The 19,519-nt window shown below is 72.6% G+C and carries 19 protein-coding genes and 1 tRNA gene; 8 read left to right on the forward strand and 12 right to left on the reverse strand.

Going from position 1 to position 19,519, the window contains the following annotated elements:
- Nucleotides 1–3 precede the first annotated feature (3 nt).
- The 3 genes from FB381_RS08510 to FB381_RS08520 all read left to right on the forward strand — a co-directional run bounded on the left by FB381_RS08510 (nt 4) and on the right by FB381_RS08520 (nt 2,232).
- Nucleotides 4–468 carry a peroxiredoxin gene (locus tag FB381_RS08510; protein ID WP_141779882.1) on the forward strand — a complete coding sequence of 155 codons (465 nt, stop codon included), beginning with the start codon at nt 4–6 and terminating at the stop codon, nt 466–468.
- Between the two features lie 185 nt (nt 469–653).
- A tRNA-Val gene (locus FB381_RS08515) sits at nt 654–729 on the forward strand.
- Between the two features lie 75 nt (nt 730–804).
- Nucleotides 805–2,232, forward strand: a complete 1,428-nt coding sequence (locus tag FB381_RS08520; protein WP_141779883.1) for a phytoene desaturase family protein — start codon at nt 805–807, stop codon at nt 2,230–2,232.
- A gap of 52 nt (nt 2,233–2,284) precedes the next feature.
- Here FB381_RS08520 and FB381_RS08525 read toward each other — a convergent pair whose 3' ends face one another.
- Genes FB381_RS08525 through FB381_RS08555 form a run of 7 tightly spaced genes read right to left on the reverse strand, consistent with a single transcriptional unit; the run spans nt 2,285 to nt 7,705 of the window.
- Nucleotides 2,285–3,436, reverse strand: coding sequence for a sensor histidine kinase (locus FB381_RS08525; RefSeq protein WP_141779884.1), 1,152 nt, complete (start codon nt 3,434–3,436; stop codon nt 2,285–2,287).
- 10 nt (nt 3,437–3,446) lie between these two features.
- Nucleotides 3,447–4,139, reverse strand: a complete 693-nt coding sequence (locus FB381_RS08530; RefSeq protein WP_141779885.1) for a response regulator transcription factor — start codon at nt 4,137–4,139, stop codon at nt 3,447–3,449.
- A complete protein-coding gene (locus FB381_RS08535) occupies nt 4,140–4,565 on the reverse strand; it encodes a hypothetical protein (protein ID WP_141779886.1) in 426 nt (141 codons plus the stop codon).
- A complete protein-coding gene (locus FB381_RS08540; protein ID WP_141779887.1) occupies nt 4,565–5,707 on the reverse strand; it encodes a molybdopterin-dependent oxidoreductase in 1,143 nt (380 codons plus the stop codon). The genes FB381_RS08535 and FB381_RS08540 overlap by 1 nt, the downstream gene beginning before the upstream one ends.
- Nucleotides 5,707–6,387, reverse strand: coding sequence for a methyltransferase domain-containing protein (locus FB381_RS08545; protein WP_141779888.1), 681 nt, complete (start codon nt 6,385–6,387; stop codon nt 5,707–5,709). The genes FB381_RS08540 and FB381_RS08545 overlap by 1 nt, the downstream gene beginning before the upstream one ends.
- Nucleotides 6,384–7,037, reverse strand: a complete 654-nt coding sequence (locus tag FB381_RS08550; RefSeq protein ID WP_211352366.1) for a TIGR04282 family arsenosugar biosynthesis glycosyltransferase — start codon at nt 7,035–7,037, stop codon at nt 6,384–6,386. Before FB381_RS08550 ends, FB381_RS08545 begins: the two co-directional genes overlap by 4 nt.
- The gene (locus FB381_RS08555; RefSeq protein WP_141779890.1) at nt 7,037–7,705 is read right to left on the reverse strand and encodes a glycosyltransferase family 2 protein; all 669 of its coding nucleotides are present in this window, start codon (nt 7,703–7,705) and stop codon (nt 7,037–7,039) included. Before FB381_RS08555 ends, FB381_RS08550 begins: the two co-directional genes overlap by 1 nt.
- A 113-nt stretch (nt 7,706–7,818) precedes the next feature.
- On the opposite strand from FB381_RS08555, the gene FB381_RS08560 reads away from it, so the two are divergent.
- Nucleotides 7,819–9,162, forward strand: a complete 1,344-nt coding sequence (locus FB381_RS08560) for a hypothetical protein (RefSeq protein WP_141779891.1) — start codon at nt 7,819–7,821, stop codon at nt 9,160–9,162.
- Nucleotide 9,163: 1 nt separating this feature from the next.
- Here the strand turns inward: FB381_RS08560 and FB381_RS08565 are convergent, their stop codons facing one another.
- A complete protein-coding gene (locus FB381_RS08565; protein ID WP_141779892.1) occupies nt 9,164–10,213 on the reverse strand; it encodes an NAD-dependent epimerase/dehydratase family protein in 1,050 nt (349 codons plus the stop codon).
- Nucleotides 10,210–11,019: an S-methyl-5'-thioadenosine phosphorylase gene (locus FB381_RS08570; RefSeq protein ID WP_141779893.1), complete on the reverse strand. Its 810-nt coding sequence runs from the start codon at nt 11,017–11,019 to the stop codon at nt 10,210–10,212. The genes FB381_RS08565 and FB381_RS08570 overlap by 4 nt, the downstream gene beginning before the upstream one ends.
- 213 nt (nt 11,020–11,232) lie before the next feature.
- Here FB381_RS08570 and FB381_RS08575 point away from each other — a divergent pair, with 213 nt between their 5' ends.
- Genes FB381_RS08575 through FB381_RS08585 form a run of 3 tightly spaced genes read left to right on the forward strand, consistent with a single transcriptional unit; the run spans nt 11,233 to nt 15,210 of the window.
- Nucleotides 11,233–13,278, forward strand: a complete 2,046-nt coding sequence (locus FB381_RS08575) for an MMPL family transporter (RefSeq protein ID WP_211352367.1) — start codon at nt 11,233–11,235, stop codon at nt 13,276–13,278.
- The gene (locus FB381_RS08580; RefSeq protein ID WP_246088024.1) at nt 13,268–14,572 is read left to right on the forward strand and encodes a sensor histidine kinase; all 1,305 of its coding nucleotides are present in this window, start codon (nt 13,268–13,270) and stop codon (nt 14,570–14,572) included. Before FB381_RS08575 ends, FB381_RS08580 begins: the two co-directional genes overlap by 11 nt.
- Nucleotides 14,569–15,210, forward strand: coding sequence for a response regulator (locus FB381_RS08585; RefSeq protein WP_141779895.1), 642 nt, complete (start codon nt 14,569–14,571; stop codon nt 15,208–15,210). Before FB381_RS08580 ends, FB381_RS08585 begins: the two co-directional genes overlap by 4 nt.
- Before the next feature lie 14 nt (nt 15,211–15,224).
- Here the strand turns inward: FB381_RS08585 and FB381_RS08590 are convergent, their stop codons facing one another.
- Both FB381_RS08590 and FB381_RS08595 read right to left on the reverse strand, forming a co-directional pair.
- Nucleotides 15,225–15,884, reverse strand: a complete 660-nt coding sequence (locus tag FB381_RS08590; protein ID WP_141779896.1) for a response regulator — start codon at nt 15,882–15,884, stop codon at nt 15,225–15,227.
- On the reverse strand, nt 15,881–17,161 hold the full coding sequence (locus FB381_RS08595; protein ID WP_170225097.1) for a sensor histidine kinase: 1,281 nt from the start codon (nt 17,159–17,161) through the stop codon (nt 15,881–15,883). The genes FB381_RS08590 and FB381_RS08595 overlap by 4 nt, the downstream gene beginning before the upstream one ends.
- 148 nt (nt 17,162–17,309) lie before the next feature.
- Here FB381_RS08595 and FB381_RS08600 point away from each other — a divergent pair, with 148 nt between their 5' ends.
- Nucleotides 17,310–18,242: a type II CAAX endopeptidase family protein gene (locus tag FB381_RS08600; RefSeq protein WP_141779898.1), complete on the forward strand. Its 933-nt coding sequence runs from the start codon at nt 17,310–17,312 to the stop codon at nt 18,240–18,242.
- Here FB381_RS08600 and FB381_RS08605 read toward each other — a convergent pair.
- A complete protein-coding gene (locus FB381_RS08605; RefSeq protein ID WP_141779899.1) occupies nt 18,175–19,431 on the reverse strand; it encodes an MFS transporter in 1,257 nt (418 codons plus the stop codon). The two genes, FB381_RS08600 and FB381_RS08605, sit on opposite strands and share 68 nt — an antisense overlap.
- Nucleotides 19,432–19,519: the final 88 nt, after the last annotated feature.

Consider the following 19,519-nt stretch of genomic DNA (forward strand, 5'->3'; position numbering starts at 1 on the left):
GCAGTGAGCGGACTTCAGATCGGCGGGCCTGCCCCGGACTTCACCCTTCGCGACCAGTTCGGCGCCGACGTGACGCTGTCGGACTTCCGGGGCAAGAAGGCGGTGGCGATCTTCTTCTTCCCGTTCGCCTTCTCCGGTGTGTGCACCGGTGAGATGAGCGGGCTGCGCGACCGCCTCGACGAGTTCGTCACCTTCGACACCGAGGTGCTGGCCATCTCATGCGACCCGATGTTCGCGATGCGGCAGTTCGCCGATACCGATCGGCTCAACTTCCCCGTGCTCTCCGACTTCTGGCCGCACGGCGAGGTGGCGAAGGCCTTCGACGTCTTCAACGACACCAACGGCGCCCCGCGTCGCTCCTCCTACATCGTCGACAAGGAGGGCGTGGTCCGTTGGGCCGTGCACAACGCCAACGCCGACGGTCGCGACCTCGACGAGCACCTGCACCACCTCCACGCGGCGGTCTGACCAGGTAGTTTACGGAGCATCTAAACTCCGTTAACAGACTGGTGACACCTCTTGGAAGGTGCCCGGCGGGGGATCTAATCTATAGATGTTGAGCCGCTGACGACCCGAGACGTCGGCGGCTCAACTTCCATTTACGCACCGTTTGGTCTCCGTGGCGCCTGATCGCATACTCTTGGGTCGCTTTCGGACGCATAGCTCAGCTGGTAGAGCGCCTCCCTTACAAGGAGGATGTCGGGGGTTCGAGTCCCTCTGCGTCCACCAACGCTTCGCCCCTGTTTTTCGGGTCCCGGCGGCGTACGCTGGGGCGAGCATCCTCGAGCGACACGGAGCAGATCGATGAGCGCGGCGGTCGTGGTCGGTAGCGGGCCCAACGGGATCGCCGGTGCGATCCGGCTCGCGCAGGCTGGCCTCGAGGTCACGGTCGTCGAGGCGTACGAGCGGGCCGGTGGTGGCACGCGGAGCAGCGAGCGCACCGTGCCTGGTGTGCTTCACGACGACTGTGCGGCGTTCCACCCGACCGGTGTCGCCTCGCCGTTCTTCGCCTCCCTGGGGCTGGAGCGGCACGGGCTGCGCTGGCTGTGGCCGGAGATCGACCTCGCCCATCCGCTCGACGACGGTCGGGCCGGTGTCGCGGCGCGCGACCGTGAGCTGACCCGGCGCTCGCTCGGCGTCGACGCCGAGCGGTGGGACCGGCTGTTCGGCGGCGTGACCGGCGACTTCGACGCGCTCCTCGGCGAGCTGCTCGGCCCGGTCGTGCACGTGCCGCGCCACCCCGTCGTGCTCGGGAGGTTCGGGGTGCGGGCGCTGCCGCCGGCCACGTGGACGGCCGGCCGGTTCGAGGACGATCCGGCCGCAGCGCTGTTCATGGGGGCCGCCGCGCACGCGTTCGGCCGGCTCGACACCCCGGTCAGCAGCTCGGTCGGGCTGATGCTGGCCGGCGCCGCTCACGCCGTGGGCTGGCCGGTCGCCGAAGGAGGCACCGAGGCCATCACCCGGGCGCTGCTGGCCGAGCTGGCCGCGCTGGGCGGCAGGGTCGTCACCGGCGTGCGGGTCACCTCGCTCGACCAGTTGCGCGACCTGATCGGCGAACGCCCCGACGTCGTGCTGCTCGACACCTCGCCCACCGGAGCGCTGGAGATCGCCGGCGACGCCCTGCCCGCTCACGTGCGCAGAGCCCTCGGCAGGTATCGATACGGGCCTGCCGCGTTCAAGGTCGACATCGCCGTCGACGGCGACATCCCGTGGACCAACGACGACTGCCGGCGTGCGGGCACGCTGCACCTCGGTGGCACCGCGACCGAGATCGCCGCGGTCGAGAAGGCCACGGTCGGGGGTGCGATGGCCGATCGTCCCTTCGTGCTCCTCGGGCAGCAATACCTCATCGACCCGGCGCGCTCGAAGGGGCCGGTCAACCCGATCTACGCCTATGCCCACGTGCCGCACGGCTATGCCGGCGACGCCACCGAGGCGGTCATCGGCCAGATCGAGCGCTTCGCCCCGGGGTTCCGCGACCGCATCGTCGCGGTCTCGACCCGCTCGCCGGCCGACCTCGAGGCCTACAACCCCAACTGGGTCGGTGGCGACATCAGCGCCGGCGCCAACACCGCGCGCCAGATCGTGCTGCGCCCGCGACCGAGCCTCGACCCGTATGCGCTCGGGGTGCCTGGCGTCTACCTGTGCTCCTCCGCGACGCCGCCGGGTGGCGGGGTCCATGGCATGGGCGGCTTCCACGCCGCCGAAGCGGCGCTGAAGAAGGCTCGCTGAGGTATCCGCCGCCTTGACCGGGCTCGGGCTCGGGGCGGGACGTCCCGCAGGCTCACGCCGGCAGACGTACGTGGAACCGGCAGCCGGTCGCGGCCGGCAGGTTCTCCACCCACACCATGCCGCGATGGGCCTCGACGAGGCCCTTGACGATCGCGAGGCCGAAGCCCGCACCCTGGCTGTCGGCGCCGTGGGTGCCCTCGGGAGCGGCCGGGGTGCGTGCCGCGCTGCCCTGCCAACCGAGGTCGAAGACGCGTTCCATGTCGCCGGGGTCGAGACCGCCGCAGCCGTCGCTGACGCTGAGGTCGACGCTGCGTACGTCGCCGGGGGCCGGCCGGCAGTGCACCTCGACCGTGCCGTCGGCGGGGGTGTGGCGGATGGCGTTCATCAGCAGGTTGGCGACGACACGGGAGAGGCTCGCCGGGTCGGCGGTGATCTCCAGTCCGGCCTCGACCTGCCCGCCGAGGTGGACCTGGCGTTCGCGGGCCACCGGGTCGGCGCCGGCGATGGCCTCGCTGACCAGGTCGCCCAGCAGCACCGGCTCCTGCGCGAGCGTGAGGGCGCCCGCCTGGATCCGGGAGAGCTCGAAGAGGTCGTCGACGAGGCGGGCCAGCCGCTCCACCTCGGTGCGGATCCGGGTGTGGTAGCGGTGCGGGTCGGCGGCGATGCCGTCCTCGAGAGCCTCGGCCATCGCGCGCAGCCCGGCGAGCGGCGTACGCAGGTCGTGGGCGACCCAGGAGATGAGCTCGCGCCGCGACTCCTCCAGGCGGGCCTCTCGTGCGCCGGCCTCCTCGAGGCGGCGCTGGGTCTCGGCGAGCTCGACGGACAGCGCCCGGAGCTCTCGCGGGCCGCTCTCCGACGGCTCCCGATGACCTCCGTGGGCCATCTCGCGCACCTGCAGCTGCACCGCCCCCGACCAGCGGACCACGGCGGAGCCGATGGTGAGCGCGACCAGGATGGCCACGACCACGGCGATCGAGGTGACCACGGTGATGACCTGCAGGTCGTGGCCGGAGAGGAACATCAGCCAGGCGATCGCGAGCACGCCCCCGAAGACGGTCAGCACGGCGACGGTCGCGACCAGCGTGAGCTGCCAGCGGATCGACCAGCGCCGGGTCAACCAGGCGACGAGCAGCCCGACCAGGCCGACGCCGAGACCGGCCCCGGCGGCCACCAGGGCGATCAGGATCGCGTCGACGGCCCTCATCGTGTCGCCCTCATGTCAGCACTCCCGCAGGATCCCAGCGGTAGCCGACGCCCCAGACCGTGACCAGGCGCTCGGGCCGGGTCGGGTCGTGCTCGACCTTCTCCCGCAGCCGGCGTACGTGGACGGTGACCGTCGACCGGTCGCCGATCGTCCAGCCCCACACGTGCTCGAGCAGGTCCTCGCGGGTGAACGCCTTGCCCGGGTGCGCGACCAGGTAGTGGAGCAGGTCGAACTCGCGGGTGGTCAGGGCGAGCTCGACCCCTGACCTGGTCGCCACCCGCCGGTCGGCGTCGACGACCAGGGAGCCGTCGGAGACCACCCCCTGCTCCACGGGACCCGAGTGCCCGGTGCGTCGGAGCACCGAGTCGATGCGCAGCACCAGCTCTCGGGGGCTGAACGGCTTGCCGACGTAGTCGTCGGCGCCGAGCTCGAGCCCGACGATGCGGTCGGCCTCGCTGCCGAGCGCTGTGAGCATGATGATCGGGACGTCGCTCGCCTGCCGGAGCCGCCGGCACACCTCCAGACCGTCGATGCCGGGCAGCATCAGATCGAGGACGACGATGTCTGCGGGCGCGGCACGCATCTCCCGCAGAGCCTGCTCGCCGTCGCCGGTCTCGACGACGTCGTGCCCGCCGGCTCGCAGGTAGGACGCCAGCACCTCACGCACCGTGAGGTCGTCGTCGACCACGAGCACCCGGGCCATCTACTCCTCCTTGTCGGTGCGCTGAGGTGAGCGTAGTCCGCCCACTCCGACCGCGACACCGGCGCACACGCAGAGGATCGCGAAGAGCACCAGGCCACCGGTGTAGTCGCGGTCCAGCAGCGTCGGGTTGTCGGCGATCTCCCCGAACCGGCCGACCACCGGGATCGCGACCAGCACCGCCGGCCCGAGCAGCACGAGGGTCGTCACCGCACCGCGGGCGACCGGTCGTGGCAGCAGCCGCCCACCGAGCCATCCCAGCCCGACCACGACCGGTGCCAGGATCCCGTCATGGATCACGACGGCCGCAGCCAGCCAGATCCCGACCTCGACGATCTGGTCGAGCCGCTGGCGGCTCACCAGCAACCACGCGCCGTACGCGATCCCGACCGCGCCGACGAGGATCAGCAGACCTCGGGCCCGACTCATCAGAGCACCTCGATCCGGTCGACCCACTTGGTCTGCATCACGCCTGGCCGGTTGGGCGCGATGAGCCGCACGGGGTAGCCGTGGTCCATCGAGAGCGTGTCCCCGTCCAGCGCCAGGGCCATCAGGGTGCGGTCGTCGTCGGCGAAGTTCGGGGGCAGCACGGTGTCGGAAGAGGCGCTGAAGGTCTGGATCGAGCGGATCCTCACCTCGTGCCCGCGCGGAGCGTCGACCAGGTCGAGGAGGTCGCGCAGGCGTACGCCCGTCCACTCGCCGGAGACGCTCCATCCCTCGACGCAGGCGATGGGCAGGGTATGGGTTCGCTGTGTCATGGCGGCGAGGTCCTCTCGGGTCAGCGACCGGGTCTGATCGCCGTGGGTGAGGTGGAGCCGGTAGTCGGTGCTGCCGGCCTGCGCGATCACACCGGCGGAGTGTGCGGTGCGGTTGATCGGGATGCCCTGCGCCCGCGACCGGGGTGAGAGGACCGCGACGCGGCCGATCCCCGGCAGGGTGCCGGCGGCGTAGATCGCGGCGGCGGCGAGCGCGGAGGCTCCACCCAGCGCGAGCACGCCGCGCCGGCTGACCGGGCCCGGCCGGCGTGCGTTGGGCCGGTCGTGGGTGGTGTCCTCGATGCCGCCGGTCAGGGCGTCGCGGATGATGGGCAGCTTCACCGCGATGTGCACGACCAGGGCGCCGACGGCGACGAAGGCCAGGGCATAGTGGGTCGAGCGGAAGCTGAATCCCCACACGTACCACTGCGAGACGTTGATCAGGCCGGTGGCGAGCTGGATGATCGACGTGCTGACCAGGACCGCGATCGAGCCACGCTCCAGCGCGGTCGGCAGCGCCTCACGGACACGTCGCGGCATCGGCTGGAACAGCTTGGGGAAGACGACCCACAGCTTGACCAGCAGCAGCGGGATCGCCGCGGTGCCGGCGGCCACGTGCAGACCCTGGGTCACCTGATAGCCCCACGACGGGCGCGTCGGCAGCGGGATCGGTTGATGGTCGACCTGGGCGTAGTGGCTGATCAGGCCGGTCACCAGCGCCACCAGGAAACAGATCCCCAGCCAGAGCCCGACCCGGGCGGCGACCGCCGCGCTGCGCAGCCGGGAGGTGAAGGAGTCTTCGGACGGAATGATCATCAGCTCTCCTCGAGAACGGCGACCCACCGCTCCCCGGACGGGGTGAGGGCCTGGATCGTCGGTTCGTGCCATCCGAGCCGGGGGAGCGGCGCGAGGCGTCTGACGGTGAAGCCGGCCTCGGCCGCGATCGAGCCGACCACGTCGGCAGCGACCACTGCCCACGGGAACTCACCGGAGCCCCCGCAGTCGCAGGTCAGGCGGGCGAACAGCGGACCGCTCGGAGTGCCGGGTGGGTGCACCTCGGCGACCACACGGCCGCCGGGCACGAGCAGGCGGCGTACGCGGGTGAGGAGGGCGAGGGGGTCTCCCCCGATCCCGAGATTGCCGTCGGCCAGCAGCGCCGTCGCCCACCAGCCCTCGCCGGGAAGCCGGTCGAAGAGGTCGCGGCACACGGCCCGAGCGCCCCTGGCCTCGGCCTCGGCGACCGCCTCCGGCAGCACGTCGACCCCGAGGGAGGGGAGGCCGCGCTCTGTGAGCGCGGCGCTCATCCGGCCGGGGCCGCAGCCGAGGTCGATCGTCGGCCCGGCGCAGTACGCGAGCAGGGCCAGGTCGGCGGCGTCGGCCGTGCGGGTCCAGTCCTCCACGGGGAGACGGGACGGTATGCCGCCGATGGTGACCACCCGGCAGCGCTCGCTGGCGAAGGCGTGGGCGAAGGCGGACTCGGGTGCGACCGCGGTCATCGGGCCACCTCGGCCACTCGGGCGGCGACCGTGGCGAACCGGGTGCCCGGCGCGCTCGCGGCCACCGCGGCGACGTCCTCGAGATGGTCGACGTCGCGCAGCCGCTCGCCGGCACCGACGCTCAGGCCGCCTCGCTCCAGGGCTGAGCGGGTCGCGGCGTACGTCTCCGGAGTGGACATCGGGACGGCATGCAGGGCGACCGCGGCGGACGGTTCCCGCAGGGCCAGGACCCACCAGCCGCCGTCCTCGGCCGGCGCGAGCACGGCATCGGCCGAGTCCAGGCCGCCGGCCACGGCGAGCAGCCGCTGGGCGGTCACCTGCGGCGTGTCCATGCCGATCTGCACGACCGGTCCGTCGACCTCGGCGTGAGCGTGGGCGAGACGCTCGCCGAGGCTGCTCCCGCGTTGCGGGACGACCGACCACCCGGAGAGCGCGGTGCGGATCTCTTCGGCGCGGCAGCCGTCGGCGAGGTCGCCGGCGAGCGCCAGCACGCATCGCTCCGGGCCGACGGCCATCGAGCACGCATCGATCGTGTCGAGCATCGAGGCGGCCGCGACCTCCGCGGCGAGCAGGTCGCCGATGTCGGCGGCGAGCCGTGTCTTGGCCACTCCGGGCACCGGCGCCTTGGCGACCACGAGAAGCGTCGGCATCATCCGAGCACCCGCCAGAAGTCGTACGCCGCGGTGAGACTGCCCCGCACCGAGCCGGACACCTTCGAGCGGGTGCCGGCGGCGCGCGGGTGGTAGTCGACGGGCTCCTCGTGGACCCGCCAGCCGGCCCGGGCTGCCCGGTCGAGCAGCTCGACCGGGTAGCCGGAGCGTCGGTCCTCGACCCCGAGAGCGAGCAGCGCCTCGCGACGGGCGGCCCGCATCGGCGCGATGTCGCGCACCCGGAGCCCGGTGCGGCGGCGCAGAGCTGTCAGGACCAGCCGGTTGCCGACCCGGGCGTGCCACGGCTGGGCGCCGCGTACGACCGGCCGGCGGCGACCCAGGGCCAGGTCGGCCTCGTCGCGTCGCACCTTCTCCACCAGCGGCAGCGCCGCCGCGGGGTCGAACGAACCGTCGCCGTCCATCACCACGACGACGGGCGCCGTGGCGGCCAGCAAGCCGGCGTGCACCGCCGCGCCGTAGCCCGGCCGTGCCTCCGACACCACCCGCGCCCCCTGCGTGCGGGCGACGTCGGCGGTGCCGTCGGTCGAGCCGTTGTCGACGACGATCACCGAGAGAGAAGTGGGCACGCGCGGAAGCAGCTCGCGCAGGGCCGCCGCCTCGTCGCGACAGGGCAGCACGAGGTCTGCCGCGGGGTGGATCTGGGTCATGGCATCGACTCTAGGAACGCGCCGCCCCGGATAGGGCCGCCAGATCTTACGGTCCGATGACGGGCGTGCTCCGGAGCCCGTCACGGAGCTCTGCCGCGCCTAGGGTCGCTGTCGTGAACCCATCAGCCCGGACCGCTCCTTCGACAGGACTCGTCCTCACGCTCGTCCTGGTCGCGCTGGCCGTGCTGGTCCCGCCACTCGTCGGCTGGCAGGTGTGGACACGCGTGCACCCCGAGGACGGGACGTTCCCCCCGCTCCACGGGTATCCGGAGGCCAAGGTGGGGGTCGGCACCCTCCCCGCGATGCTGCTCGCGCTGGCATCGGTGCGCTGGGCGGTGCCGGTGGCCGCGGCGCTGAGCTGGAGGCGTCTGCTCCTGGTCAGCTACGTCGTGGGCCTGGTGTGGCTGCTCTCGCTGGCCCTGGTCGACGGCACCGCCGGGATCTCGCGGGTGCTCGGCAACCCGACCGAGTATCTCGAGACCGCTAGATCCGTCGGTGACCTACGGGCGCTGCTGGAGTCCTACGTCTCCCGCATCCCGTTCGACGCCCCGGCCGGAAACTGGCCGGTCCACATCGCCGGGCACCCACCCGGGATGGTGCTCTTCTTCGTCGTGCTGGTGAAGCTCGGGCTCGGTGGTGACCTGGCCGCCGGGCTGGTCGTCGTGCTCATCGCGGCCACCATCCCGCTGGTGGTGATGACCACCGTCCGTGTCCTGGGGCACGAGGAAGGGGCCCGGTCCGCGGCGCCCTTCCTGGTGCTGACCCCGAGCGCGGTCCTCCTGGCGGTCTCGGCCGACGCGGTGATGGCAGCGACCGTCGCCTGGGGGATGTGCTGCCTGGCACTGGCGGCCACCGCCGCGGCGCGCTCCGGTGCCCGGCGCTCCTGGCCGTGGGCGGTGCTCGCCGGTCTGCTGCTCGGCGGCGCCGTGATGATGTCCTACGGGCTCCCGCTCACCGGCGTGCTCGCGCTCGCCGTGCTCTGGCTCGGCCGCGGCTGGTGGGCGCTGCCGGTCGCGGCGGCCTCGGCGCTCGTCGTGGTGCTCGCCTTCGCGGCCGGTGGGTTCGCCTGGTGGGAGGCGTATCCGGTGCTGACCGAGCGCTACTGGGACGGGATCGCCTCCGAGCGCCCCGGCGCGTACTGGATCTGGGGCAACCTGGCCGCCCTCGCGATCAGCGCCGGGCCGCTCGTCGGCGCCGGTCTCGGCGTGGTCTGGGCGTCCCGTCGCGACCAGCACCACCGGGTGCTGGTCGTGCTGGTCGCGGCGGCGGTGGTCATCGTCGCCCTCGCCGACGCCTCGCAGATGAGCCGCTCCGAGGTGGAACGCATCTGGCTCCCGTTCATGCCCTGGCTCACCCTCGGCTGCGCCCTCCTGCCCGAGAGCTGGCGGCGCCCCGGGCTGGCCCTGCAGCTGGCCACGGCGCTGCTGGTCCAGCACCTGCTCTACACGAGCTGGTGACCTAGGTCCGCAACGGCACGGTGGCGAACTCGGGCAGCCCCTCCTCGGGCAGCACGCCGGCGCGGAACCCCAGCTCCTTCTCCGCCAGCCGCGGCGAGGCGACCACATGGCGCACGTCCCCGATCCGGTAGCGACCGGTGACCACGGGCGTCACCTCGCGCCCGTCGACACCGCGCGCGACCAGCGAGGCCACCTCGCCGATCGTGACGGGACGACCTGAGGCGACGTTGTAGGCCCCGAGCCCGCCGCGCGGCCGCTCGGCGGTCGCCTCGAGCGCTGCCAGGTTGGCCCTGGCCACGTCGTCGACATGGACGAAGTCACGCTGCTGGCCCCCGTCCTCGAAGACCTGCGGTGCCTCGCCCCGCTCGAGCGAGGATCGGAAGATGGCGGCGACACCGGAGTAGGGGGTGTCGGCGGGCATGTGCGGGCCGTAGACGTTGTGGTAGCGCAGCGCGATCGCCGTCGCGTCGGCCTGACGGGCCCACGCGGAGGCGTAGTGCTCCTGGGCGACCTTGCTCGCGGCGTAGGAGCTGCGGGGGTCGAGCCGTGCCGCCTCGTCCACCTCGGCCCAGGTCAGGGTCTCGCCGCACAGGTCGCAGTGGTTCTCGAAGTCGCCGCCGTCGAGGGCGGTGCGGGAGCGCGGCGGGGGAGTGCGGTCGCCGTGGGTCGCGCAGACGTAGCGGCCCTCGCCGTAGACGACCATCGAGGAGGCCAGCACCAGCCGGGTGACGTCGTGGGCACTCATCGCGGCCAGCAGCGCGGCCGTGCCGAGGTCGTTGTGGGAGGCGTAGAGCGGCAGGTCGGCGACGGTCACGCCGGCCCCGACGACCGCGGCCTGGTGGCAGACCGCGTCGACGCCCTCCAGCAGGTCGCCCCACGCGTCGGCGTCGCGTACGTCGAGACGACGGGTCCCAGGCGGTGGCTCGGCGGCATCGCCGTGGGCCATCGGGAGCAGCATGTCGAGGCGTACGACCTCGTGGCCCGCCTCCTCCAAGACCCGGCCGATCGCCGTGCCGATGAAGCCGGCGGAGCCGGTGAGCAGGACCCTCATGGGATGTCGTAAGCGAGGCTCTTGCCCTCGGCCCAGGCCGAGCACGAGCACCCCGCAGGGTGGGGGAGGCCGCCGATCGTGTCGGTGAGCACGGTGCGCATCCGCTCCAGGTTGGCGGCGAAGAGCGCGTAGACGTCGTCCTCGTCGACGCCCTCGCCCTCGGCAGCACCCGCGTCCATGTCGGTGACCAGGCACAACGGGGCGTAGCACATCCGCAGCTCGCGGGCGAGCGCGGCTTCCGGGGCACCGGTCATGCCGACCAGCGTCCAGCCCTGGGCGGCATGGTGGACCGACTCGGCCCGGGTCGAGAACCGGGGGCCCTCGATGACGATCAGCGTGCCACCGGTCTTCACGGACGGGTCGGAGGCGACGTACGCCTTGGCGACGCGTGCGCAGTAGGGGTCGGCCAGCGGCACGTGGGTCGCGCCGGACTCCACGAAGCTGGGGATGCGGCGCCAGGTGCGGTCGACCAGCTGGTCGGGCGTGACCAGGTCGCCGGGGGCGACGGCCTCGGGCCGCAGCCCGCCGACCGCGCTCGGCGAGAGCACCTGGGTGACGCCGAGCGCGCGCAGCGCCCACAGGTTGGCGCGGTAGGGGATGGCATGCGGCGGATACTCGTGGGAGCGGCCGTGCCGGGGCACGAACGCCACCGACCGGCCGGCAACCGTGCCCACGGTGACCGGCGCCGACGGCGGGCCGTAGGGCGTCTCGACCACGACCTCCTCGGCGTCGCTCAAGAACTCGTACAACCCGGTCCCGCCGATGACGCCGACCTCGGCACGGCGCGCCGCTCCACTGTTCACCATGAGGCTCACTGTGCCAGCGCACGACGCCGGGTGACAGCACTCTGCGCATCCGTCACCGATCGGTAATACCTTCGGCCGGTCGCCGCTGCGCCCCGGGTGTCAACCTTTTGGCTGATACCCGGTTCAACCTTGCACGCGATGATCGGCGCCGCCGATTCCGGTGAAGTTGATGCCATGGAAAGTTCTGGCATTTCTCCGCGGTTCTCAGACAGGTTGACCTCACGTCGCGGAGCGTGGGTCGCACTCGCTGCGGCCGTGGTCGTGATGGGGGTGCTCTTCGGGGTCTTCGGCGGCGCGGAGGCTCCGGCGCGCTCCGGGCAGGCGCCGGTCGAGTCGGAGTCGGCGCAGGTCGACACGTTGCTGAAGAAGTTCCCCGACGCGGACCGCCAGTCGGTGCTGATCGTCGCCACGCCCTCGCGCGGGGGAGAGCTCACGGCGGCCGACGTGGGTGACCTCGAGAAGCTCGGTGCGAGCCTGGCGGTGGGAGCCCAGGACACCGCGAAGCAGGCCGCCCAGGCCGACCCCGCCGAGCCGATCCTCAGCGAGGATCGTGAGGCCGCGGTGCTGCCCGTGCCGATCGAGGTGGGTGCCGACAACGGCAAGAACGCCGATGCCGTCAAGGCGCTGCGTACGCAGGTCGCGGCCAACGCCCCCGACGGGGTCACGCTGCAGGTGACCGGCGGGCCGGCGTTCGGCGCCGACGTCGCCTCCGCCTTCGACGGGGCCGACTTCACGCTGCTGCTGGTGACGATCGTGATCGTGGCGCTCCTGCTGATCATCACCTATCGCTCGCCGGTGCTGTGGCTGGTGCCGCTCGTGGTGGTGGCGCTCGCCGACGGGCTCGCCGGGCGGGTCACCGCTGCGGCAGGCTCCCTGTGGGGCTTCGAGTTCGACGCCGGCATCGTCAGCGTGCTCGTCTTCGGCGCGGGCGCCAACTACGCCCTCCTGCTGATCTCCCGCTACCGGGAAGAGCTGCAGGCCAGCGACGACGACCGGGGGGCACTGAGCCGCGCCTGGCGCAAGACGGTCCCGGCGGTGCTCGCCTCGAACGTGACCGTCGTGCTCGCCCTGCTGACCCTGACCTTCGCCTCGATCCCGATGACGCGCGGCCTCGGGGTGCCGGCGGCCATCGGTCTGGCGATCGCGCTGGCCGCGGTGCTGCTGGTGCTGCCGCCGCTCCTGGCCGTGTGCGGCCGGCGGGTGTTCTGGCCGTTCGTGCCGCGACCGGGCAGCGCCCGTACGCAGGGCCGGATGTGGCGTACGGTCGCCTCGCGGGTCGCGAAGCGCCCGGTGGCGAGCCTGCTGGCCGGGCTCGCGCTGCTCGCGGTGATGACCACGGGCCTGCTCGGCACCACGGTCGGGCTCGACCAGCTGGAGAAGTTCCGGGTGCAGTCGGAGTCGGCGGCCGGTCTGGAGACGCTCGCCGCACACTTCCCGCCAGGTGAGGCGCAGCCGATCTATGTCGTCACCGACAGCGCGGCGACCGACCGGGTGGTCTCGGCGGCCGGCCGGGTCGAGGGCGTCGTGCGAGCCCATCCGGCAGGCACCACCGCCGACGGCTCCTCGACGAAGATCGTGGTCACCAGCGACTACTCGCCCGGCACCGAGCGCAGCCTCGACCAGATCACGCAGCTGCGCGAGGCCGTGCACCCGAGCGACGACGCCGACGCCCTCGTCGGCGGTGCGGTCGCCACGGAGCTCGACGCGCGCGACGGCAACGAGCACGACCTGCTGCTGGTCGCGCCGTTGGTGCTCGCGGTGAGCTTCCTGGTGCTCCTGGTGCTGCTGCGCTCGCTGGTCGCACCGGTGCTGCTGCTCCTGGTCAACCTCACCAGCGCGATCGCCGCGATCGGCGCGGGCGCGTGGCTGAGCCGTACGCTCTTCGACCAGCACGCGCTCGACGTGCAGGTGCCGATCCTCGCCTTCCTCTTCCTGGTCGCGCTCGGCATCGACTACACGATCTTCCTCGTGCACCGTGCCCGCGCCGAGGCCACCACGATGGGCACGCGGGCAGGCATGGTCGAGGCGGTCACCCACACCGGCAGCGTCATCACCAGCGCGGGCATCGTGCTCGCCGCCGTGTTCGCCGCGCTCGGGGTGCTTCCGCTCGTCGTGCTCGGGCAGCTCGGCCTGATCGTGGGTGTCGGTGTGCTCGTCGACACGCTGGTTGTGCGTACGGTGATCGTGCCCGCGATCTTCAGCCTGGTCGGCGACCGGGTCTGGTGGCCGAGAAGACTGCAGGGAGCCGATGAGAGCTGAGAAGATGAGCGTCGTGCACATACCGCTGGGGAGCACCGGGCCCTCGGGCCCGGCTCCCGCCGCCGCGACGGCGCGGGCGATGGAGATCGGCCAGCACGTGATCGCCGTCGTGCTGACCGCGATCGGGGTCAGCCGGGCGGTCGGCGACGGCGTCGCCATGCCGCTCGCGATCCTCGCCGGTGTCGCCGTGCTCGGCTGGCACACCGCCGGCGCGATCCTGCCGGCGCGGATGAGATCGCGAACGGTCTCGCGCCGGGTGCCGGTGTGGTGGCTGCTCGGGCTCGCGGTGATCTGGATCGCCGCCGTGGCGGTCTCGGCGGAGTTCGTCTGGCTGGCGTTCCTGCTGTGGCTGCTCGCCGGGCATCTGCTGCCGCTGCGCTGGGGCCTGGTCTTCTCGGCAGCGATCCTCGTGGTCGTGATCGTCGCCCCGATCCTGCATGCCGGAGAGACCAGCTACGCCGACGTGCTCGGGCCGCTCATCGGAGGCATCTTCGCGTTCGGCATCTCCCGCGGCTACCTGCAGCTGCTCCGCGATGCCGCCGAGCGCGAGCGTCTGGTCACCTCGCTGACCCGGGCGCAGCAGGAGATGGCCGAGCTGCAGGACGAGCTCGCGCTCGCGCAGCGTCACTCCGGCGCGATCGCCGAGCGCACCCGGATCTCGCGAGACATCCACGACACCATCGCGCAGGCGCTCTCCTCGATCCGGCTCCTGGCCCACGCCGGGAGCCGCACCGAGGAGGCCGAGTCGGCGCGCACGTTCCGGCAGGTCGAGACGCTCGCGGGCGACAGCCTCGCCGACGTACGCCGGATCGTGGCCGCCCTCGCGCCCGCCCAGCTCGAGGACGACGCCCTCGCGTCGGCCCTGCGGCGCATGCTCGACCGCGCGCAGGAGGAGGTCGGTCTGCAGGTCGACCTGCGCGTCGACGACACGCTTCCGCTGCTGAGCACCGAGATCGAGGTCGCGCTGCTGCGCACCGCGCAGTCGGCGCTGGCCAACGTACGTCTGCATGCCGGGGCGTCCCGGGTCGTCATCTCGCTGATCGACGACCAGGACTCGGTGCGGATGGACATCAGCGACGACGGCGCCGGGTTCGACATCGCGGCCTGGGAGCAGGAGGCCGGGGCCGGATCCTCCAGCTACGGTCTGCGGTTCATGCGTGCGCGCCTGCGCGAGCTCGGCGGCGGCCTCGACATCGAGAGCACGCCCGGCGAAGGCACCGCGGTCTCCGCACACCTGCCGATCCACACCGACTCGAGCCGGCCACAGACGCCTGCGAAGGAGGAGACACCATGACGACCGTGCTCCTGGTCGACGACCACCCGGTCGTACGCAGCGGCCTGCGTGCTGTGCTCGACGGTAACGGTTCTGTGCTCGACGACGACGCTGACGCCGTGCAGGTCGTCGGGGAGGCCGCCACCGGCGAGGAGGCGATCACCCTGGCCTGTCATCTCCGTCCCGACGTAGTGCTCTGCGACCTGCGCCTCGGCCACGGGATCGACGGCATCCGCACCACCCGGGCGCTGCGCGGGCTCGACCCGGCCCCGGCGGTGCTCATCCTGACCACCTTCGACCGTGACGCCGAGATCCTCGGCGCGATCGAGGCGGGCGCCGCCGGCTACCTCCTCAAGGACGTCGACCCTGCGGTGATCGTCGACGGCATCCGTCGTGCGGCCGCCGGCGACATGGTGCTCGCTCCGGATCTGGCCGCCAGGGTGCTCAAGGGCATGCGCAGCCCGCTCCCGCGACTCACCGAGCGGGAGGTCGAGGTGCTGCGGCTGCTCGCGCGCGGCTCGACCAACAAGGAGATCGCCCGCGCCCTCTTCGTCACCGAGGCCACCGTGAAGAGCCACCTCGCCCACATCTTCACCAAGCTCGACGTCGACAGCCGCTCCCGCGCCATCCATGTCGCCCAGGAGACCGGCCTGATCTGAGGCGCTCCGGGAGATCAGCGCTCGATCACGCCTGACTGGTAGGCCCACACGGCGGCCTGCAGACGCGACTTGACGCCCAGCTTGGGCATCATCCGGGCCAGGTGGGACTTGACGGTGGAGACCTCCAGCACGAGCGCGCGGGCGATCTCCTCGTTGGACATGCCCTCGGCGAGGTGGAGCAGGATGTCGAGCTCACGGGTGGTGAGGAGCTCGCTGGCGCGCGCCGCGGTGACCGGCTGCGTACGCCGCCGGGTGACGACCTCGCGCAGCACCCGTCGGGTCAGGGAGGTGTCGAGGGTGCCGTGGCCGGCGGCGACCGAGCGCACCGCGGCGACGATCGCGTCGGGCTCGGCGTCCTTGAGGAGGAAGCCGGAGGCGCCGGCCTCGAGGGCGCCGAAGACGTAGTCGTCGATGTCGAAGGTGGTCAGGACGAGCACCGGGATCGGGTCGGTCACCTCGGGGCCGCACAGCTCGCGGGTGGCGCTGATGCCGTCACGGCCGGGCATCCGGATGTCCATGCAGACCAGGTCCGGTCGCAGGGCGAGGGCCTGCTCGACCGCGGCGGCCCCGTCCTCGGCGACAGCGACGACCTCGATGTCGGGCTCGGTCTGCAGCAGCGTACGCAGCCCGGCACGCACCAGCGGCTGGTCGTCGGCGACCACGACCCGGATCATCCGGCCACCTCCTCGGCCGCGGTCACGGTCGCCGGCATCCGCAACCGGGTCTGCCAGCCGCCGTCGGCGGTCGGGCCGGCCTCGAGGGTGGAGTCGGTCAGGTCGGCTCGCTCCCGCATGCCCACCAGGCCCAGCCCACGCCGCGCCGGGGACGGCGCGGCCCCGGAGGCGGGTCCGGTGGCGGGTCCGTTGCGCACCGTCAGCACGATCGAGGCAGGGTCGCTGGCGTCGAGAACCACCTGGCAGCGGGCACCCGGCGCGTGCCGGGCGGCGTTGGCGAGAGACTCCTGCACGGTGCGGTAGGCGGAGAGCTGGGCGAGCGGTCCGACGCCCGTGCGGGCGGCCGCCTCGGAGCCGAGGATCTCCAGGTCGACGTCGAGGCCGGTGCGCCGGGCGCCGGCGACGAGGTCGGGAAGATGGGAGAGGCGCTCCTGCTCTCCGGCTTCCGCGGGGTCATCGGGGGCGCGTAGGAGCGTGACCAGACCCCGCAGCTCGCGCAGCATCGCCGTGCTCTGGGTGCGCACCTGGCGCACGGCCTCCTTCGCGCCGGCCGGGTCGGTGTCGATCTGTCGCTCGACCGCCCCGGTCATCACGGCGATGCCGGTCAGGTGGTGGGCGGCGATGTCGTGGAGCTCGCGGGCCATCGCCGTGCGCTCCTCGGCGATCGCGGCGGCGACCTGCGCGGACTGCTCGCGGTCGACGGCCACGGCGAGGTCGGAGCGCGCCTCCCGAGCCTCGCGCCGCGCCCGCACCACGACGGCCAGCAGCGCGGGCGCGAGGATCACACCCACGCCCTGGACGAGACCGGCGAGGACCGCGCTGCCGGTCGGCAGGCCGATGTCGACCTGGCTCAGGAGCCCGCCGAGAGCGACGAGCAGGCCGGCGCCGAGGAGCGCGCCGAGCAGCTGCCACCGCCTGCGTGGGAGGTCGGCGCCGGTCGCCGCCGACCACACGGCCACCAGCACCGCGGCCGAGGTCAGGCTCGTCGCGTCGCCGGCACCGCCGAGCGCCATCACGACCGAGCCGGCGGCCACGGCCAGCAGCACGGTCAGCGGCCGAGCGCGTCGGCCCAGGAGCACGACGGCCTGGGCGGTCAGCACGAGCAGCGCGAACCACCAGCCGGCGGCACCGAGCCTGGGGATCCCGGCGACCTCGGAGTCGGCGGCATCGAGGCCGGGGGAGACGACCAGCATCGCCACCGCCACCGCCCAGGCCACCAGGGGTGGGACCACAGGTGGGAGCAGCCGCAGCGGCATCCGGATCGTCACGTCGCGCATCACGCCATCATCCTTTCCGCAACCGTGGCCGGTTGCCAGCATCTTTCGATGCAAGTGCGAGGGTTCGCCCTTTTGCCCGGCGCGGCGGGCGATCGCCGCTTCCTAGGTTGGGGCCAGCCCGGAAGCGCCGGGCCGAAAGGAACAGATCATGACCACGACCCCTCCGACCACACTCTCGGTCGTCGAGCCGGAGGCGGGCCTGCGGGCCTTCGTACGCCGCCACGAGCTCTCGACGTTTTTCGTGCTCGCCCTCGCCGCCAGCTGGCTGGCCTGGACCCCCTACGTGCTCTCCGGGAACGGGCTGGGCGTCTGGGGGTTCACCTTCCCCGGCGGCGTCATCGGTGGTCAGGTGCTCGGGATGCTGCCCGGCGCCTACCTCGGCCCGATCGGCAGCGCCGTGCTCGTCACCGCTCTCGCCAGTGGACGCGCGGGCCTGCGCGACTGGGGCAGGCGGCTGGTTCGCTGGCGGGCGAGCTGGCGCTGGTACGCCGGGATCCTGATCGGCGCACCGGCCGCGATGATCCTCGCGACCCAGCTCACCGGCGGCCAGATGTCGCAGCCGTCGCAGACGTGGCTGCTCGTGCTGGCGGCGTACGTGCCGGGCCTGATCCTGCAGATGATCACCACCGGTCTCGCCGAGGAGCCGGGCTGGCGCGACTTCGCCCTCCCTCGCCTGCAGCGCAAGGTCGGTCCGCTCGGGTCGGCGTTCGTGCTCGGGCCGATCTGGGCGCTGTGGCACATGCCGCTCTTCCTGACCGAGTGGGGCGGCTGGCCGGACGCGCCCTGGTATCGCCCGCTCGTCTTCGCCGGGTTCTGCCTCACCTTCGGTGTGATCATGACCTGGGTCTTCAACCGCACCGGCCAGAGTCTGCTGCTGGCGATGCTGTTGCACACCAGCGTCAACAACTACGCCTCGGTGGCCTCGGGCGAGCTCTTCCCCGGGGTCGGCCACGACCACTTCCAGGCCGCGCTGCTGGTCGCGGCCACGCTCGGCGCGCTGGTCACCATCGTGGCTACACGGGGGCGGCTTGGCTATCGGCGACCGGCTCCGGAGTCGCCGCGGAGTCCTCTTCCACGCTGAGCAGCGCGCGAAGCCGGGTCAGCACCAGGCCGGTGGCGAGCGTTCCGCCGATCACGACGAACGCCCACAGGTGACCGAGGCCGCTGCCGATGAGCGAGCCGGCGATCGCCGGGCCGAGGATCTGACCGAGGGTCAGGGTGAGTCCGAGGCAGGCGTTGTAGCGGCCGCGCAGGCGGTCGGGGGCGATGGTGTTGGCCAGGCCGGTCACCACCGGAGCCCACAGCGTCTCGCCGAGGCCGAAGACCGCGAGACCGACCACGATCGCGGCCACGGCGCCGGCGGTGGGCATCAGGTCGGCGGTCGCCAGCACGGTCCAGGCCAGCGACCAGGTCAGCACCGCACAGGCCAGCGCCGTCGTACGCCGCCACCGGGAGGTGAGCCGCAGCAGCGCCACCTGCCCGCAGACGATCACCGCGGCGTTGGCGGCGAAGGCCCAGCCGAGGGCGGTCGCCGGCACCTCGGCGACGTCGACGGCGTAGGCCGTCGCACCGGCCTCGAGCTGCCCGTAGCCGAAGGTCACCGCGAGCACGCCACAGCCGAACAGGGCCACCGCGCGGCGGTCGCGCAGCACCTCGCCCCAGCTGCCGGCCGCCGCGGTCGCGGTCTCGTCCGAGCTGCTCGGCCCGGGGGAGCGGACGAGGATCGCCAGCACGACGGCGTAGGCCAGATAGGCGAGCGCATCGCACAGGTAGAGCACCTGGAAGGACTCCGGACGCCCGACGTCGACCAGGAACGCGCTGACGAGGCCACCTACGCCGATGCCCGCGTTCAGGCCCAGGAAGGCGAACCCGTAGGCCCGCTCGCGGCCGTGTGCGGGCACCATCCCGGCGAGCAGGGTCGTCGTGCCGGGCCACAGCGGCGAGGCGCCGACGACGACGCCGGCGAGCACGATCATCACCGGCACGAGCCCGTCGACGAAGCCGAGCGACCCGATCGAGACGGCCTCGAGCGCGAGCGCGCCCATCAGCACGGGCCGCGGCCCGACGCGGTCGAGGAGTGCTCCGACCCCGGGAGCGGCAGCCAGTCCGACCAGGCCCATCCAGGCGAACATCCAGCCCGCCGTCGAGGATCCGAGGTCGCGCACCTGGGCCATGTAGACGTAGAGGAAAGGCAGGGTGAGGCCGTTGCCGAGGGAGGCGAAGGCGAAGCCGACGAGCACGCGGCGGGCCTGCGTGGGGGAGTGGGGCACGGGTGTGATCGTCCTCTCTCCGGCCGCCTCTCTGACGGCCGCATGATTAGGGTACGCTCACTTAGGCTTGCCTAACCTAATCCCCCCT

Origin of the sequence: Nocardioides albertanoniae (assembly GCF_006716315.1) — a bacterium.
Lineage (GTDB): Bacteria > Actinomycetota > Actinomycetes > Propionibacteriales > Nocardioidaceae > Nocardioides > Nocardioides albertanoniae.

Coding starts and splice junctions, on each gene's coding strand:
- FB381_RS08520 (WP_141779883.1), top strand. CDS start 805: ATGAGCGCGGCGGTCGTGGTCGGTAGCGGGCCCAACGGGATCGCCGGT.
- FB381_RS08525 (WP_141779884.1), bottom strand. CDS start 3,436: ATGAGGGCCGTCGACGCGATCCTGATCGCCCTGGTGGCCGCCGGGGCC.
- FB381_RS08530 (WP_141779885.1), bottom strand. CDS start 4,139: ATGGCCCGGGTGCTCGTGGTCGACGACGACCTCACGGTGCGTGAGGTG.
- FB381_RS08535 (WP_141779886.1), bottom strand. CDS start 4,565: ATGAGTCGGGCCCGAGGTCTGCTGATCCTCGTCGGCGCGGTCGGGATC.
- FB381_RS08540 (WP_141779887.1), bottom strand. CDS start 5,707: ATGATCATTCCGTCCGAAGACTCCTTCACCTCCCGGCTGCGCAGCGCG.
- FB381_RS08545 (WP_141779888.1), bottom strand. CDS start 6,387: ATGACCGCGGTCGCACCCGAGTCCGCCTTCGCCCACGCCTTCGCCAGC.
- FB381_RS08550 (WP_211352366.1), bottom strand. CDS start 7,037: ATGCCGACGCTTCTCGTGGTCGCCAAGGCGCCGGTGCCCGGAGTGGCC.
- FB381_RS08555 (WP_141779890.1), bottom strand. CDS start 7,705: ATGACCCAGATCCACCCCGCGGCAGACCTCGTGCTGCCCTGTCGCGAC.
- FB381_RS08565 (WP_141779892.1), bottom strand. CDS start 10,213: ATGAGGGTCCTGCTCACCGGCTCCGCCGGCTTCATCGGCACGGCGATC.
- FB381_RS08570 (WP_141779893.1), bottom strand. CDS start 11,019: ATGGTGAACAGTGGAGCGGCGCGCCGTGCCGAGGTCGGCGTCATCGGC.
- FB381_RS08580 (WP_246088024.1), top strand. CDS start 13,268: ATGAGAGCTGAGAAGATGAGCGTCGTGCACATACCGCTGGGGAGCACC.
- FB381_RS08585 (WP_141779895.1), top strand. CDS start 14,569: ATGACGACCGTGCTCCTGGTCGACGACCACCCGGTCGTACGCAGCGGC.
- FB381_RS08590 (WP_141779896.1), bottom strand. CDS start 15,884: ATGATCCGGGTCGTGGTCGCCGACGACCAGCCGCTGGTGCGTGCCGGG.
- FB381_RS08595 (WP_170225097.1), bottom strand. CDS start 17,161: ATGCGCGACGTGACGATCCGGATGCCGCTGCGGCTGCTCCCACCTGTG.
- FB381_RS08600 (WP_141779898.1), top strand. CDS start 17,310: ATGACCACGACCCCTCCGACCACACTCTCGGTCGTCGAGCCGGAGGCG.